This is a genomic window from Kordia sp., from assembly GCF_965283645.1.
Classification (GTDB): domain Bacteria; phylum Bacteroidota; class Bacteroidia; order Flavobacteriales; family Flavobacteriaceae; genus Kordia.
On the sequence record NZ_CBDIPG010000001.1, the window covers coordinates 5,518,216 to 5,535,000 of the forward strand.

The window sequence follows — 16,785 nt, forward strand, 5'->3', positions numbered from 1 at the left end:
ATTTCATATACATAAACGTTGGCAAACATTACACAAAACAATGCGGAAATACGAAAATGTTGAATATACAAACCAATTTGAATTACTATTCTTACTTGTTTCAACAGTAGCCGTATTTTCTGGAATAATATTCGTGTTGAATAGAATTATGAATTTTGGGTTACTAAAAGGAATTTTAGCTATTGTTCTTGCTGGAGTTTATTTCTATATATTTAAAAAGAAGTTTATAGTAAAAATTTCAGATTTTGAATTAACATCAAATAAATTGGAATGGAATAATAAAAATATCGATTTTAAAAATTTAGAATATTATAAAATTCATTGGATGAAAGGAGCTGGAATAAAATTTAAGCTCAAAAATGGAAAAACTTTACGAATAAGCTCGAATGATAATTTCTGCAATTCCGAACAGTTTGTGAATTTATGTCATAATATTGACTCAAAACTCTCGAAATATAATAACGGACAAATAGAAAGAAAAAAATCGTTTTTCGAATCTAAACAAGGATATTACTTTGCTGTGATTATATCGGTTTTATTTGTGATTGGAACAATTTACAAATCGTTTACAGATGAGAAATTTAATTTTGGAAATTTTGCGTTAATTTTAGTCTCATTAGGAATTGTTTGGAGCGGAGTTAAATGGAAAAAAAAATAACGATTTGCCAACACCGTGTATAATTAATTGCTTTTTACGTGCTTACTTGCGAAAATTCCTGCGGAATTTTCACGGGTTCGTAAATGTTTGCTAACTTAGTTGCTTAACCACGCAACTAACCATACACAAACACGTTATATATAATTCAAAAAAGAATCGGAGACATCCGTTAGAAAAGAGATTTTGGAACGATTTTATGTAGTTTTTAAAATCAATAGATTTTCATTTAAGTTTTTGTCAGTTACACTGTGAAAGACAGTTCTTTCAAACATTGTTAATGTACTCAAAAACTTGAATTAAGGTAGTAGATTTATTTGACAAAATCAACTCCTTATAAAAAAACGATGAAATCTAAAGTTATAAGTACTAAAAAAGGCACGCCTTATACAAATATAAAGCGCATCTTTTTTTTCATTTCAAACGGATTTTAATGCTCATTATGGCTCTTTTTTGAACTCCTGTTTTTTTGCTTAAATTTAAGTTGTAATTTAGTTCTATTAAGAACGCAAATAAACATATACATAACATTGTGTAAATCTGCATTAAAAAACACAACTTATTCTTATCGTTGTACCCAATTTTGACCTGCTCTAAATGAGAATCAAGATGAAGAATAATCTTGTTTAAAGATTATTCTTCATTAAATTAAATTGTGGGAGTTCCTGTTATTTGTAAACTATTAGGTAAATTTACTCCCGTAAGTTCATATAGCTTACCTGCTGGCCAATTTATCGGTTTAATTGCACTATCTAATTTTTGAGTAAGAGCGTTTTTTGCTCTATCCCCACCTACACTTGCTGCTACAGATGCTATGACTATTGCTACTATTGCCGCTATAATTGGTCCAATTATTCCAAGTAAAGTTCCTCCAGATGCTGCTATTGCAGCATAAACCCACCACTCTAAGGTCCATGAATTATCGGTATCATGAGTAGTTGTGTTTGTGACTATTTGTTGTTTACCATCTTTTGTTTGGATTGACAATTGTATATCCGCTGGAGCTTTGACATATATATTGATACCTCCCCCAAATTGCCCATAAGCGGCAATGTCATACAACATGCTAATTTTATTATTTGCAACATTTACTGAAAGTCCTTTTAAAGTATAACCTTCATAAGGGATACTATTTTGTAGGGTTAGGTTATTCGGTGAATAATTAAAATTACTATTTGGAATATTTGCTTTCAATTGATCCCCAACAAGGTTAAGTAATAACCTCTTATTTGAAAGTAGCATGGAAGACTTCTGTCCTGATGGTATTGTTGACGATTCAAATATTTTACTACCTCCATTACCAGTTGTTTGAATCAATATCAATAACGCATTAATATCGGGTTCTTTATTAGCCCCAGGAACCATTGTGAAAGCAACTTTTTTGGGTAAAAAATAATCAGGGACATCGACTCCTTCTAGATCTACTGTACCTAAGAAATACGAATCTTCTTTTAATTTGGTCATTGCCAAAGTTATTAAAGCATTCAGTATCACCTGTTGGGTTGGATTACTTAATCCAGTAACTTTAACCGAATAAACAGCCTGATCATTTAACAAATCTAAATAAACTTTTATTTGTTTTTTACCTTCAACAGTTAATTCAACTTGTTTGACAGCTGCACTAATTGTTATTTGTGCACCAGTCAAATCAAACTCTGGAAAATTAGCAGCTTTGAACTTCCCACTTACTATCGGTATTTCAGCATTTGCAATATCTGTAGTTACTCCTGCTAAATCCATGGTAGGGACTCCTATTTCACAATTGAGATTTGATTTCCCACCAAAATCTATTTCTGAATCAATTTTTTTTGGAATTATACCTTGATTAAATGCTGACAATAGGTTTTCATTTAAACTTGTTTGAGTTATTGCAGCAATCATATCCCATCCTTTTGTATCAACTGTAACGTTATCATTAACTATATTTAATGGTGATTCTTGTATTTTTTTACTAGTCAAGTCTATACCTTTAGATGGTCTTTCAGAGACGAAAACATTTTTCAATTGCTCTCCAACTTTAACCAGTTCATTGAGCTCATTTTCTGAAAGCCTAATACCAGCACTTTCAAGAGATTCGAGTGGATGCTTCACGAATTTGACAGCATTATCAGATGATTCATTTAACCAATTAAACAACTTATCTTGATAAGGTTCTAGTTTATTTTTAACAGTATCGACGTCCAATAAAGTTTGAAAACCATTCTTCTTTCCGATCAGATCAATAAAGTCTGCAGTTCTCGGAGAATTTATAGGGAATATTCCTGCCTTGGCTGAATGTTCGCCTAACATCCCATCAAACTTCAAGCTTGATAATTGTGCATATTTTTCCATCATTTATTTCTTTTAATTTTCCTACTCTTTTTAAAATAGGCTTTTCAGATTCCGCCTTTGAAATCAAAATTTGATATTAGCTACTCAATCGAATATTTTTTTGATTTACAATTCAAAAGTGAGGAAACGATGGACTCAATTTTGAGAAAATGTAATAAGGATTAGATTTTTAGTCACAAGAAAGATGATTGGCAGTACAAGAAAAAGGGCATAACAAAATATAAGCGTAATAGCTGTTTAGTGCTTCAATCCAAATTTTGTGTCTTTATCAAAGTGTAGTTATAACTCAAAAAATTAAGACTTTAGATTTCGCTACTACGCTTATACAAACCGTTGTGTGTCATTTATGAAAAACTGTGAAAAATAGACAAACTCAAATAGAAATATTGGCAGGTGACGGTAATCTAACTGAATTGAAAAAAATACTAGATGCTGGATATTCACAACTTGAATTAGATGTTGCTCTTGAAAATGCAATCGCCTACTCTAGAATTGAAACAGCCGATTATTTGCTTGAATTGGGAGCGAGCTTCTCAAATTACGATTATCAAGGTGTTTACTTCACGGCTCATAATAACGAATTGAACGGATTAAAGTATGCAATCGATAAAGGAGTTGACATAAACGTAAATAACGGAATGTTATTAAATATTGCAATTGTAACCTTTATTAATACATTGAATATTGAAATGATAAAATGGTTACTCGAAAATGGAGCTGACCGAAATTATTTAACCGAAAATTCATATGATTTGATTGAACGAAATGGGACTGACGAACTGAATAAAATAATAAAACTCAATCTGAATGGGAAGATGGATGGAAGCGTTAAATAAAAATGAGGAAGTTGTTCTTGAAATGGCGCCAAACTTTATTATTTATTGCTCAAGAAATTTGCCGAAAAAAATCAGAACAGAATTTCCTGTTTTATTGAGTTTAGAACTTATTTCAAATAAGTGGATTGATGAACTGCAAGCTTTCAAATCTGAAAAAATAACTGAACGAAGTTTAAGTAGTAAAAGAGAGAGGATTATCAATGTTGTCGAAGTCTATAGCTTCACCCTGTATATTAATCTTATTTCCCTCTTTTGTTCTTTCTGATTTAGTATCTAATTTAATCAATTGTAAACTTAAGACATGTATAACCAATTGCTTGTTCTGTGTGTACTCGGAAAATCCTACGGATTTTCCTCTGGTTCGTTTTCTTTTGCTAACTTAGTTCCACGCAACTAACCATACACGAACAGGTTGTAGGTAATTATAACACGTCCTTGAAAAAATACATTTAATTAAAAAATTATAGATAAAGTGAAAAAATATATTTTACTAATAATTCTTATTGGCTTTAAACTATTTGGGCAAGATAATACAGAAAATATAGCTATAGAAGAATCATCAAATACAGATAATATTAATCAAAATGTGAATTTAGTTAGCAATGAAAAACAAAAATTCAATAATTTTAAAAAAAGTTTAAAATCTGTAACATCAGAAGAATACTTAAATAAAATGAGAATTTACTCTAAAGATTCTTTAAAAACTTTAGCTATAAAATTACTCAGCATAAAGGAATTAAAAGAAAAAAAATTACTTCAAAAAGATATTTTATTAAATTCAGATTATTACATACGACTACTTGATGAATTAAAATCTAGTAAAATAAACAATACTGAATATTTCTTTTTGGAAAAAGAATTGAACAATTACAATTTAATTAGAATTAAAAATAAATACACAATAAGCGTAATCATAAATTTTATCCTAGGAATAATAGCTTTGATTCTATTTTATAAAACTTACCTAACTAAGTATCAAAAAAAGATTTTAAAAATTGAAGAACTTAGCGTACAAGAAAAAAATATAAAAAACCTTATTTTAAGTGGTAAAAGTAATAAAGAAATTGCTGCAGAATTATTCATTAGTTTAAATACTGTAAAAACACATATTACTAACATTTACAACAAGTTAAATATTTCTAATAGAAAAGACTTAATAACCAAATTTCAAAAATAATACCTGTACTAGTACCTAAATCATACTTTTAAAGACATTATAAACAATGATTTTTTTTTCATTTGTAGAATTATTAATTAATAAATGTTATCCAAAATGAAGTTAAGGAAAAAAGTAATCATTCTATTTAGTATTTTTATAGTGAGTTGTTTAAATAACTCAGAAGAAAAAGGAGAATGGTCAAAAATTATAAGAGAGAGTAAAACAGTTGATAACATAACATACCACTTCCCTTCTGGGGTTGATATTGATAAAAGAAATGCTGTAATTAAAGAGTGTCAAATTTACATTATTGAAAATCTAGAGCTTATTAACGAAACTTATTTTACAAATAAAATGGATGTTGAATTTGTTGAGACTAGAAAACAAATGTTGAAATTTGCTGGGATGGAAGCTCGAGGCTTGGCTTTTCCAAATAGAAATACTTTATTTACAATACTAGATGAAGAAGAATCGCCTATAAAGCACGAAATGATGCATATGATTACAATGTATAAATGGGGGGTTCCCCCTTTTTCATCCACATGGATGAATGAAGGGTTTGCTACATATTCTAGTACAGTTTGTTCTAACTATTCCTTATCAGAAATCTATAAATACTTATTGCAAAGTGAAAAGTTGATAGCTATGAACAATCTTGCTGAAAATTTTTATGGATATCCTGAAATGGTAGCTTATTTACAAAGTGCTTTTATATGCAAGTATCTGATTGATAATTACGGTTTAGATAAATTCAAATTATTATGGAAAAATGGATTCAACGAATTAGAATCAATTTATGGTTTTAATAATGGGCAATTAGAAATATATTTATCTGATTTTGTAAATAAAAAACACCCAACTGAAATTGAATTTAAATGGGAGGAATTTAATAACGGAGAATGTTAAAAATAACTACCTACAACACCGGTGGCTGTTCCACAACTCAAAATATTCTTTAAACCTCATAATTTTCATTCCCCTTAAAACATAACTAACTGATTTTAAGTATAAAATATTTTCTATTTTGTTCAAAAATTAGAAGTATTTTTAAAAAAGATAGTTGTGCAACAGGCACACCGTATATAATTTATTGCTAGTTCTAGCCTACTTACGAAAATCCTCGCGGATTTTATATTTGGTTTTTATTTGCTAAATTACGTGCTTAAAACACGCAACAAACCATATACAACAACGTTGTGCCTAATTAAAACAAACCAATGAACAGATATAAAATCATATTGCTTTTTTCTCTTCTGACAACTATTTCTTGTAGTAGTCAAGATTTTGAAAAAGTGATTTTAACGAGTCCTGATACATCAAATTTATATATCAATGACGGAGAAAGTAATGAACTCTATTATTTAAAACTTATACCCAAAGGACAGATTAAAGGTGCAATAGTGATTTTCCCATCTGGAGGGGAAACTACACAGGATTTACTAAAACAAATTTCTCTTCCAAAACTAGCTTTTGATAATGGAATTGCAACAATTATTCCTTCGATAAATTGGGGAACTGAAAACAGAGAAGTTGAGATAGAGACTTTAAATACAATATTCAAAGAAACTGCCGAAAAACATAATATCTCAAAAGAGAATTTTGTACTTGGTGGATTATCAAACGGAGGAATGATTTCATTAGTTTACGCACAACAATCTGTAAAAGACAAAAAGAAAACCTATCTAAAACCTAAAGGAGTTTTTGGACTTGATGTGCCTTTGGATAAAGCACATTTTTATGAATATTGTGAAAGAGAAATTAAAAGGAATTTTTCAGAACTTGGAGTTGGGGAAGCAAAATGGATGATGAATAATTATAATGAGATTTATGGCGGTTCACCAAAAGAATTTCCTAAAAAATATATTGAGGCATCAATTTATTCAAATGGAGCAGAAAATGGTGGAAACGCAGAATACTTAAAAGACATACCAATTAGAATGTACACGGATTTAGATGTTAATTGGTTAATGAATGAAAGACGGAGAGACCTTTATGATTGGAATGGGACAGATATTGTAGCAATGATAAATGATTTAAAGCTTATGGGAAATAAAGACGCTAATGTTATTATTACAATGGGGAAAGGATTAAAATTGGATGGAACTAAAAACCCTCATTCTTGGAGTATTATGGACAATCAAGATTGCTTTAATTGGATAGAGAAATTAATGAAAAATAACTAGGCGAAACAACGTAAATACCTAATAGTTAGTAAGTTGATTAATCGAAAGTTCAGGCTTATTTGCGAAGTCCGCCAAATTTTTTAATTTGGCTTATTGAGAAAAAAAATAATAAGAAAAATAAAAAATTCGGCTCGTGCTTAATCCGAAAATAATTTCATAATTTGCACGTTACAAGCCATATACAGAGACGTTGTGTGCCATTTGAAAAAACATCGTGCTAATATTGAACATTTCTGAAAAATAGAATGATAATTACCAACCGACCAACGAAAAACCTTAAACACGAAGTTGAAAGATTAGGAAATCAATCTGACCAAATTGACATTGCTACTGCCTTTTTTACAGAAAGTGACTTAATAAAAGAATGGAGTGAAAACGAAATTCAAGTAAATTTACTTGTGTCTTTAAGACCACCAACAAGTTTTTACTCACTCAAAAAATTGCAATCAGCAAGTAATGTTGAGATAAGTTTTTTAGGCGATGAATTTCATTCAAAGTTCATCGTATTTTATAAAGATGGTTATAAAATCGGAGCAATAATTGGTTCTTCAAATTTTACTTCAGGTGGTTTGGAAAAAAATACCGAAACAAATATTTATACAGAAGCCCCCAAGATTTTAAAAGGACTTGAAAAACATTTTGATGATTTAATTGAAAATTCCAATCTACTTCAACCAACTGACCTTGACAATTATGAACTTCTCTATAAAAATTGGCAGAAAAGACAGAAAAAAGACAACGCAGAACTTAAAAGATTTAAAAACAAGACAACTGCAAACAGAACCAAAAGAAATAAAAAACCGAGAATAACAAAAATTGCTAAACAGTATTTTTTTTATTGGGGAATAGTCGATGAAATTAGAGAGTTAGTAAAAGACATTGCCGAAAAAGAACATCCCAATATTCCATCATATTTGATTTTAGACCATTTTTGGCACTATATAAAAGCCTTTTGGCATAAAGAAACTGGTATAACTCTGACGGAAAAAAATCAAAAACAGATAATTCCAAAACTCTTTAAAGATTACATAAAATGGCATCGGGAATTTGATGAAGATAATTATCCAAATTATATGGCTAATTTGTCAAAAGATGTTTACAAAGTTTATCTATCAAAGAAAAATATTGACAGCTTAACGGAAAGTCAAGCAAGAGAAATTTTTGGAGGTTTACATTCATCGAATATGCCAATTCAAAGGTTTAACGCAGACGACTTATTTATTGCAGAAAATGGAATGCCTCGAATACGAAAATCCTTAAAATATCTAATTCATTCAAATGATGAAATGGATTTGAAAATTCATAACTTGATTAAAAACCCAGAATATAAATTAAAGAGATTAGTAAATTCTGGAGTACAAGAATTAAATGGTTGGACAAAACCAAAAAAATATCCAATTAGAAATGACAAAGCCGATGATGCTGTTAGAATTTTAGGATACGAATTGAATTAACAAACAGCGGAAAAAACGGCGTAAAACAACGTAAATACCTCATAGTTAGTAAGTTGCTTAATCGAAGTTAAGGTGTATTTGCAAGTCCGCCAAATTTTTTAATTTGGCTTATTGAGAAAAAAGATAATAAGAAAAATTAAAAAATTCGGCTCGTCCTTAACCGAAAATTATTTGCTAATTTTCACGCTATGAGCCATATACAGAGACGTTGCCATTAATTATGAAAAAACATCGTCACAATCGAGAAAATTTATCGTCTTTAGAGAAAACATATTAAATGAAACATCAATTTTACAGTTTATTATTTGTCCTATCAATTTTCACTTCCTGCTCGAATAATTCAAAAAATCAACCAAACAAAACAAGTGTTAAGAACCAACAACTCGATTCATTATTCAATTTTAGCCATTCGAATGGAATGTTTAATGGAACTGTTTTGGTTTCTAAAAACGATTCAATCATTTACAAGAAATCTTTTGGATATGCGAACGAAGAAACGAAGGAAAAAATAACACCTGAATCAGTTTTTTACATAGCATCAGTTTCTAAGCAATTTACTGCAATGGGTATTATGATTTTGAAAGAAAAAGGAAAATTATCTTTTGACAGCAAAATCAAAGACTTTTTACCTAATTATCCTGAATATTTAAATAATATAAAGATAAGGCAACTTTTAAACCATACCTCTGGTGTTTCTGACACGGAGTATTATAAGTTAATCAACCCGAGTAATGAAGATGTACTTGAAATTCTTATGAAACAAGATTCACTCGAACTTGAAAATGGTAGCACGTTTAGATATAGTAACTCAGGATATGTACTACTGGCATTAATCATTGAAAAAGTATCAGAAAAACCAATTGACCAATTCTTCAATCAAGAGATTTTTAAACCACTAGAAATGAAAAATACGACAGCTACAAAAGCTTTTGTACAAAACGTTTCAAAAAAAGTTGAGGGTTATAATTTATTGGGGGAAAATGTTGGTTACAAATCGTCAGTAATTGGACCAGGCGGAATTTATTCAACCCTAAACGATTTAGAAAAATGGAACAAAGCTTTAAATACTGATAAACTAGTTTCAAAAGAAACACTTAATAAAGCGTTTACAAATGGTAAATTACTCAAAAGCCCAATATCTATACAAATGAGTGGTCAGGAATATGGATATGGCTTTGGCTGGATGTTAACAAGTAAGGGAAAGACAAAATACGTTCAACACGATGGAACAGTAGAAAGCTACAGGTCTTTGATAAAGAAAAATTTAACAGATGGTTATGACTATATATTCTTAACGAATAATGGTGCAAAGATAGCTATGAATGAATTGACTAAATCGGTTGACGATATTCTAGAAAAATCTAAATACCAAAAACCTCGAATACCTATTGCCAACGTAATATTAACTCATTTGATGACAAAGGGCACAGCAGATTTGATAAATAATATCAAAAACAAAATTACCAATAATGAAATTGATTACAGTATTGAAGAAAATAACATACTCAGACTTGCTTACAATTTATTAAGAAAAAATAAAGTTGATATTGCTATCGAAATTTTTAAACTAAATGTTGAATTATATCCTAATTCCTATAATGCTTTTGATAGTTTAGCCGAAGGCTATTTTTCAAACGAACAATTTGAATTATCTAAAGAGAATTATAAAAAATCTATAGAATTGAATCCTAATAATAATAATGCTAAAATAATGATTGAACGCATTGAAAAAATGGTAGCAGAAAAGTAACTAATGGCAACACCGGTAACCGTTGCACAACCCAATAATTTCACAAAAAACGAGACATTCTTAGCACTTTTACGAATGTCTTTCTTTTGAGTTTTACTATTGAATTCTAAAATGAACACTGCTTACAATCCAGCTATAGTTATCAAATCGTGACTTTATATTTGAAATTAGTAAAGTAAGTGAGCCTACACCACTATTTGTAGTTTTTGTAACGAATTTCAGGTATTTCTTTAAGTTATAAGCAATAGCAGCCATGTGCTTGACTTTATTAGCTTGTTTAATTCCTAATGTGTTGATTTTTCTGAGTTCCATATATTCCTTTAGTGTTCCAAAAACGCGTTATACCGTGCTTTGCAGTTTCTTTTTCATATATCGTCCTTGTTTGCTATTGACTCTGACAATATCCATAATATCTTTTGGTAAGTTCATACAAATAAGTGAAGTCTAATTCTGCTAATAAACGACGATAAAAGTTCTCTTTGGGAACGCGATCACTTAACTGAAAATTACCAAATAGTTTTTCCTGATATATTTTCTTGCCTTGCATTATTCAAGATAAGAAATTTATCAATATCTTAGACTTGTGCAACAGGCACACCGTGTATAATTAATTGTTTGTTTCTAGCCTACTTACGAAAATTCTCGCGGACTTTCTATCTGTGATTTATTTGCTAACTTTAGTGCTTAAACACGCAACGAAATCATACACTAGAACGTTAGCTCCAATGTGAAAACAGAATTTCTATATGAGAAAAAAACAGTTTTTTATTTCTACTATATTATTATTTATATGTGTATCATTAAATGCACAGAATTGGAAAAATCCATCCGAAAAATATAAGGATGCTTATAAAAAATATATCAATTTCACTTGTCCAATACCTCAAGATAGTATTCGTTACTTTGTATATTTCTCAAGAGATAGGGAGTTGATTGTAAAGCACCCATTATTATTCATGACTCGGTTTCAAGGAGCACAGATAATGTATTCTTGGAAAGAATTAGAACCGAAAAAAGGACAGTATGACTTTTCTATAATTAAAGAAGATATAGCCTATCTAAAAAAATATGGAAAAAAACTTTTCATTCAGTTGCAAGACGTCACATTTGATAAAAGATATAAAGCTGTTCCTAATTATTTGTTGACTGATGAATATGATGGAGGTGCAGTTTTTCAATATAATGATGATGGAGAACCCGAAGGTTGGACAGCTAAAAGATGGAATAAAAAAGTACAAGAACGTTTTGCGATATTACTTATGGCATTAGGAAACGAGTTTAATAAGGAAATAGAAGGAATTAATCTTCAGGAGACAGCTATTGGAGTTAGTATTAAAACAAATTCTAGTTTTACTGAAGCAACTTATCTTCAGGGAATTAAAAACAATATGTTAGCAGTTAAAAAAGCATTCCCAAATGTAACAACGATGATATATGCTAATTTTATTCCTGGAGAATGGCTACCATTTGACGACAAAGGATATTTAAAAAGTATTTACAAATACGGACAAGACATTGGTGTAGGACTTGGCGGACCTGATTTAATGGTAACTAGAAAAGGGCAATTAAATCACGCTCTTGCACAAATGCACGAAGGGAAATTTACAGTTCCTCTTGGAATTGCAATTCAAGACGGAAATTATATAAGTAAAACGGGTGCTGATAAAGATTATGAAGAAAATAGAGATAAAGGCAAGAAAGATAGGAAAACCCTTGTTCCAATGTTAAATGCTTTTGCAAGAGATTTTTTGAAGGTCAGCTATATGTTTTGGGTAAATCAAAAACCTTACTTTGAAGAAGATGTTATTCCTTGTTTTTCGAATGAATAAGATAAAAGAAGCACTGGGTACAACAATGGTAACCGTTGCACAACCCAATAATTTCACAAAAAACGAGACATTCTTAGCACTTTTAAGAATATCTTTCTTTTGAGTTTTACTATTGAATTCTAAAATGAACACCGCTTAAAATCAAGCTATCATTACCAAATAGTGACTTTATTTTAAAAATGATAAGAGCAAGTGATCTTGCTCCACTTTTTGCCGTTTTTGTAACGAATTTCAGGTATTTCTTTAAATTATAGGCAATTGCAACCAAGTGCATTATTTTGTTTGCTTGTTTAATGCCTAAAGTGTTCACCTTTCTAAGTCCCATATATTCCTTTAGTGTTCCAAAAACAGGTTCTACCGTGCTTTGCCGTTTCCTCTTCATATAACGCCCTTGTTTGCTATTGACTCTGACAATATCCATAATATCTTTTGGTAAGTTCATACAAATAAGTGAAGTCTAATTCTGCTAATAAACGACGATAAAAGTTCTCTTTGGGAACGCGATCACTTAAACGAAAATTATTGAATAATTTTTCTTGATATATTTTCTTGCCTTGCATTATTCAAGATAAGAAATTTATCAATATCTTAGACTTGTGCAACAGGCACAATGTATATAAAAAATAGCGAAAGTCGTTGCTAACACTAAGGCTATGGCATTTTTGTAAAGTCGCTAAATTTTTAAATTTGACGATTTCCAATGAAAAATATAAATAGCAAAATTTAAAAATTCGGCTTGTGTTTATCCGAAAAGTAACAACTTATTTTCGCGCTACTTTTCATATACTAGCCGTTGTGCAACATTAAAACACACCTACAACGTAACAATTATATAGATTAATCGTCTTGATTATATAAAACCTAAATAAAAATAACTAAGACAATGAAAACATTAAAATTCTTCCCTCGATATTTACTACTTTTTATTCTATTTTCAAATCCTCTTTTTTCGCAAGACAAGGATGGCTTAAAATCCAAAAGTTCCTTAGAACATCAAATTACGAAAATGGATAGTTTACTATTTAATGTAGCATTTAACAAATGTGATTTGGAACTTTATAAAAAAATCATGTCTTCAGATTTAGAGTTTTATGATGATCGATCTGGTTTAAACGTATTGTTTGAAAAGGAAGTTGCATCTTTTAATGATAGATGCTCTAAACCAGTCTCTATTACTAGAAAATTGGTTAATTCTTCAGCACATATTTTAGGTGATTATGGAGCTGTACAAACAGGAGTACATGAATTTTATGTGGATGGTAAAAAAGTTGAAAGGGCAAAATTCATAACTGTATGGGAAAGAAAAGACAATACATGGATTGTAAAACGAGTTATAAGCTATGATCATGAAGAAGCCAGAAATTAAAATTACTTACCTGTTTTACTTGACTTTTTTATTGCTTGCTAGTTGTTTTAATAGTTCAAAAAAAACTACGAAAAAAAATATATACAAGTCAAATTACAAAGAAACATTAGATAGTCTTGTTCCTCAACTTATGAGTGATTATCTCGCGCCAGCTGTAGGAGTTGGGATTATAAAGAATGGCAAAATTGAATTTGTAAAAGTTTATGGAGAACATCAAAAAGGATCTAAAGCTCCACAAAACACAATTTTCAATATCGCAAGTATTACAAAACCTGTAGTATCGGCAACAATTTTAAAACTAGTGGCTAATGGAGATTGGGATCTAGATGAACCTCTTTTTCATTATTGGACAGACCCTGATGTAGAACAGAACAAATATTCAAAATTAATTACTACAAGACACTGCCTATCACATACTACAGGTTTTAAAAACTGGAGGTGGGATGAAAAAAATGGAAAATTAACTTTCAATTTTAAACCAGGAACCAAGTTTCAGTATTCTGGTGAAGGAATGGAATATTTAAGACATTCCATTGAAAATAAATTTAAAATTGGCTTAGAGCATATTGTTGATTCTTTGATATTTAAACCTTTAAAAATGAAAGATGCCACGATGAGTTGGTTAAAAGACAATGACACCCTAAGGTTTGCAAAATGGTATGATACGAAAGGAAATTTACATCCAATAAACTATAAAACAGAAAGTATTAATGCAGCAGATGATATGCTATTAACGGTTGAAGATTTATTGCTTTTTGGTAATGCTATCATGCATGAAAAAGTAGTTGATGGATCTCTATACGATGAGATGATAAAACCACAATCTGCAATTAATGATAAATTAAATCAAGGATTGGGCTGGGTGGTGTATGATAAATTGAGTAATGGTGAATACATTTTAAACCACGATGGAGGTGATCCGGGTGTTGTTACTACATTAATTCTTCTACCAAAAAGTAAAAATGGTATTGTCATTTTTGTGAACAGTGATAATGGTGCTAGTATTACCAATTCGATTGTAAAGGAAATAGTTGTAAATGGAAAAGAAATTATCGAAGGATTACATTGGGAAAATAAAATTCCGAAAACTATTAATTTGAGTGACAGCGTTCTTAATGAATATGCAGGAACTTATAAAACAAATCGCGGGTTTTCAATACGGTTTTACCTTAATGGGAATGATTTATATACGGATAGTGATGTTTTTCCAAAAGTAAAATTATATCCAATGTCTAAAGATCAATTCTATCCATTACCTTTTGAACTATACTTCAAGTTTGTTAAAGAGAATAATATAATGAAAATGCAATTTCTATCAAGTGATAACGAAGTTGAATTGATTGGAGAAAAACAATAAACATAGAAACGTTGCACAACCCAATAATTTCACAAAAAACGAGACATTCTTAGCACTTTTAAGAGTGTCTTTCTTTTGATTCTCGTTATAGAGTGGAATAGCTACATTTGATTGGACATAAAGAAGAGAGTTTTATATTCACTTATTAAAACTTAGAATTATGCCCAAAAGAAAAGCACGACATTACACAGAAGAATTTAAATTAAAAGCGGTAAAACTTAGTCAAGTCAATGGCAACATTAATCAAACTAGCAGGGAATTAAATGTCCCTTATTCTGTATTACAGTGTTGGCGTAAAGAATACGACACCTATGGTGAGAATAGTTTTCCTGGAAAAGGAAAATCAAAATTAACAGACCAAGAAAAAGAGATTGTAAACTTAGAAAATCAATTACGGGAGCTTCAATTAGAAAATGACATCTTAAAAAAGGCGATCAGCATCTTCTCCAAGAGCGACAGAAAAAACACCAATTTATAAAACGTCATAAATTGAAGTTTCCAGTTGGGAAGATGTGTAAGTAGTGATCTAAAAACTGAGAATACTATTACTCCAGCATGGAACATGGCTGTTAAAAATAACCCTATTACAGAGCATTTGATTTTTCATTCTGATAGAGGTTCTCAATATGCTAGCTATGATTTTACTAATATTCTTAAAAGTTATAGAGGTCTTGTACATCAATCTATGAGTAGAAAGGGAAATTGTTGGGATAATGCAGTAGCGGAATCCTTCTTTAAATCTTTAAAGGTAGAATGGATCTATAAACACACATATAATAGTAAGTATCAAGCGGAATTATCAATATTTAAATGGATAGAAACTTGGTATAATAGAAAAAGAAGGCACTCACATCATGGATTGATGTCTATAGAGGAATTTGAACTAAATATGGAGCAACAAAAATTAGTAGCTTAGTACTCTTATCTTTTTGTTCAATTTTTTGTTGCAAGTCCAAAGCGGCTCATTAAAAATTAAAACTTTACCTGTGTTACCCCTAAAAGGTTGTAAAATATACGCAGTTTGATCACTGAGCGGCTCGCTATAGAAGATGATATAAAATATTTTCAAAAAAAAGTATGTTGCAAATATCTTGTATTTAGATTGTTATGATTTAAGTTTAAAAAAACACTAAAAAAAGGTTTAAAAATGGTTGCGTATAATTAAAAGGTATTTATATTTGCACCCGCTAAAGAGGGAACGATTTAGTTAATAAGTTCTGATAATATATTGATTTTTTAAGATTTTGATTTTTTTCAAAAAATAGGTTAAAAAAGTTTTGGGTTTTACGAAAAGGTTGTATGTTTGCATCCGCTAAAAACGGGAACGTTTTAGTTTAGTAAGTTCTGATTTTTGAGACATATTTTGATAGAGGCAAAAAGTTTGAAAAGAGCTTTAAAAAAAAATCTTCAAAAAGTTTTGTTGGAATGAAAAAAGGGTTTTATATTTGCACCCGCTTTCGGAAGGAAGTTTAGAAAATAGAGAAAATATTAGTTCATTGACATATTGATTAGCAGCAATTATATTGGAAACGATATAATGATAAAAACATAAGCAAAGACATCTTTTGAGATACGATAATTTTTCTGAAGTTGAAGATATATTAAAGAAACAACGATGAAGAGTTTGATCCTGGCTCAGGATGAACGCTAGCGGCAGGCTTAACACATGCAAGTCGAGGGGTAACATTGTAGCTTGCTACAGATGACGACCGGCGCACGGGTGCGTAACGCGTATGAAACCTACCTAATACAGGGAGATAGCCCAGAGAAATTTGGATTAATATCCCATGGTACTGTGATCTTGCATGAGATTATAGTTAAAGATTTATCGGTATTAGATGGTCATGCGTTCTATTAGTTAGTTG

The 16,785-nt window shown here is 30.2% G+C and carries 12 protein-coding genes, 1 rRNA gene and 3 pseudogenes (1 of these 16 only partly in view); 13 read left to right on the forward strand and 3 right to left on the reverse strand.

The window, feature by feature from the left end; genetic code table 11:
- The first annotated feature begins 40 nt into the window (after positions 1-40).
- Positions 41-658, forward strand: a complete 618-nt coding sequence (locus ACQ654_RS24370) for a hypothetical protein (protein WP_430412947.1) — start codon at positions 41-43, stop codon at positions 656-658.
- Positions 659-1,303: 645 nt separating this feature from the next.
- Here the strand turns inward: ACQ654_RS24370 and ACQ654_RS24375 are convergent.
- Complete coding sequence (locus ACQ654_RS24375; RefSeq protein ID WP_430412948.1) at positions 1,304-2,986, reverse strand: hypothetical protein; 1,683 nt, start codon at positions 2,984-2,986, stop codon at positions 1,304-1,306.
- A gap of 356 nt (positions 2,987-3,342) precedes the next feature.
- Between ACQ654_RS24375 and ACQ654_RS24380 the strand changes: the two genes are divergently transcribed.
- The 7 genes from ACQ654_RS24380 to ACQ654_RS24410 all read left to right on the forward strand — a co-directional run bounded on the left by ACQ654_RS24380 (position 3,343) and on the right by ACQ654_RS24410 (position 10,368).
- Entirely contained in the window at positions 3,343-3,822 is a 480-nt protein-coding gene (locus tag ACQ654_RS24380) for a hypothetical protein (protein WP_430412949.1), read from the forward strand.
- Positions 3,794-4,087, forward strand: coding sequence for a hypothetical protein (locus ACQ654_RS24385; RefSeq protein ID WP_430412950.1), 294 nt, complete (start codon positions 3,794-3,796; stop codon positions 4,085-4,087). The genes ACQ654_RS24380 and ACQ654_RS24385 overlap by 29 nt, the downstream gene beginning before the upstream one ends.
- 207 nt (positions 4,088-4,294) lie before the next feature.
- On the forward strand, positions 4,295-4,999 hold the full coding sequence (locus tag ACQ654_RS24390; protein WP_430412951.1) for a response regulator transcription factor: 705 nt from the start codon (positions 4,295-4,297) through the stop codon (positions 4,997-4,999).
- Positions 5,000-5,095: 96 nt separating this feature from the next.
- Complete coding sequence (locus tag ACQ654_RS24395) at positions 5,096-5,887, forward strand: peptidase MA family metallohydrolase (RefSeq protein ID WP_430412952.1); 792 nt, start codon at positions 5,096-5,098, stop codon at positions 5,885-5,887.
- A 311-nt stretch (positions 5,888-6,198) separates the two neighbouring features.
- Positions 6,199-7,164, forward strand: a complete 966-nt coding sequence (locus ACQ654_RS24400) for a hypothetical protein (RefSeq protein WP_430412953.1) — start codon at positions 6,199-6,201, stop codon at positions 7,162-7,164.
- Between the two features lie 245 nt (positions 7,165-7,409).
- Complete coding sequence (locus tag ACQ654_RS24405) at positions 7,410-8,618, forward strand: phospholipase D-like domain-containing protein (protein ID WP_430412954.1); 1,209 nt, start codon at positions 7,410-7,412, stop codon at positions 8,616-8,618.
- 418 nt (positions 8,619-9,036) lie between these two features.
- Complete coding sequence (locus ACQ654_RS24410; protein ID WP_430412955.1) at positions 9,037-10,368, forward strand: serine hydrolase; 1,332 nt, start codon at positions 9,037-9,039, stop codon at positions 10,366-10,368.
- 96 nt (positions 10,369-10,464) lie between these two features.
- On the opposite strand, the pseudogene ACQ654_RS24415 reads toward ACQ654_RS24410, so the two are convergent.
- A pseudogene (locus ACQ654_RS24415) lies at positions 10,465-10,764 on the reverse strand (transposase); the annotation flags it as partial.
- Positions 10,765-11,114: 350 nt separating this feature from the next.
- Between ACQ654_RS24415 and ACQ654_RS24420 the strand changes: the two are divergent.
- Positions 11,115-12,197 carry a hypothetical protein gene (locus tag ACQ654_RS24420; RefSeq protein ID WP_430412956.1) on the forward strand — a complete coding sequence of 361 codons (1,083 nt, stop codon included), beginning with the start codon at positions 11,115-11,117 and terminating at the stop codon, positions 12,195-12,197.
- 109 nt (positions 12,198-12,306) lie between these two features.
- Here ACQ654_RS24420 and ACQ654_RS24425 read toward each other — a convergent pair.
- Positions 12,307-12,606, reverse strand: a pseudogene (locus ACQ654_RS24425) (transposase); the annotation flags it as partial.
- Positions 12,607-13,080: 474 nt separating this feature from the next.
- On the opposite strand from ACQ654_RS24425, the gene ACQ654_RS24430 reads away from it, so the two are divergent.
- From ACQ654_RS24430 to ACQ654_RS24445, 4 genes and pseudogenes are all read left to right on the forward strand, one after another.
- Positions 13,081-13,563, forward strand: a complete 483-nt coding sequence (locus ACQ654_RS24430; RefSeq protein WP_430412957.1) for a nuclear transport factor 2 family protein — start codon at positions 13,081-13,083, stop codon at positions 13,561-13,563.
- Complete coding sequence (locus ACQ654_RS24435; RefSeq protein WP_430412958.1) at positions 13,544-14,920, forward strand: serine hydrolase domain-containing protein; 1,377 nt, start codon at positions 13,544-13,546, stop codon at positions 14,918-14,920. Before ACQ654_RS24430 ends, ACQ654_RS24435 begins: the two co-directional genes overlap by 20 nt.
- A gap of 136 nt (positions 14,921-15,056) precedes the next feature.
- A pseudogene (locus tag ACQ654_RS24440) lies at positions 15,057-15,836 on the forward strand (transposase).
- A 696-nt stretch (positions 15,837-16,532) separates the two neighbouring features.
- Positions 16,533-16,785: ribosomal RNA gene (locus ACQ654_RS24445) — 16S ribosomal RNA — on the forward strand; it runs 1,269 nt beyond the window's last position.

What these genes read in the sequence shown, in the direction of transcription:
- ACQ654_RS24400 (WP_430412953.1), top strand. Translation starts at nt 6,199, where the DNA reads ATGAACAGATATAAAATCATATTGCTTTTTTCTCTTCTGACAACTATT.
- ACQ654_RS24395 (WP_430412952.1), top strand. Translation starts at nt 5,096, where the DNA reads ATGAAGTTAAGGAAAAAAGTAATCATTCTATTTAGTATTTTTATAGTG.
- ACQ654_RS24385 (WP_430412950.1), top strand. Translation starts at nt 3,794, where the DNA reads ATGGGAAGATGGATGGAAGCGTTAAATAAAAATGAGGAAGTTGTTCTT.
- ACQ654_RS24410 (WP_430412955.1), top strand. Translation starts at nt 9,037, where the DNA reads ATGTTTAATGGAACTGTTTTGGTTTCTAAAAACGATTCAATCATTTAC.
- ACQ654_RS24420 (WP_430412956.1), top strand. Translation starts at nt 11,115, where the DNA reads ATGAGAAAAAAACAGTTTTTTATTTCTACTATATTATTATTTATATGT.
- ACQ654_RS24430 (WP_430412957.1), top strand. Translation starts at nt 13,081, where the DNA reads ATGAAAACATTAAAATTCTTCCCTCGATATTTACTACTTTTTATTCTA.
- ACQ654_RS24405 (WP_430412954.1), top strand. Translation starts at nt 7,410, where the DNA reads ATGATAATTACCAACCGACCAACGAAAAACCTTAAACACGAAGTTGAA.
- ACQ654_RS24435 (WP_430412958.1), top strand. Translation starts at nt 13,544, where the DNA reads ATGAAGAAGCCAGAAATTAAAATTACTTACCTGTTTTACTTGACTTTT.
- ACQ654_RS24370 (WP_430412947.1), top strand. Translation starts at nt 41, where the DNA reads ATGCGGAAATACGAAAATGTTGAATATACAAACCAATTTGAATTACTA.
- ACQ654_RS24375 (WP_430412948.1), bottom strand. Translation starts at nt 2,986, where the DNA reads ATGGAAAAATATGCACAATTATCAAGCTTGAAGTTTGATGGGATGTTA.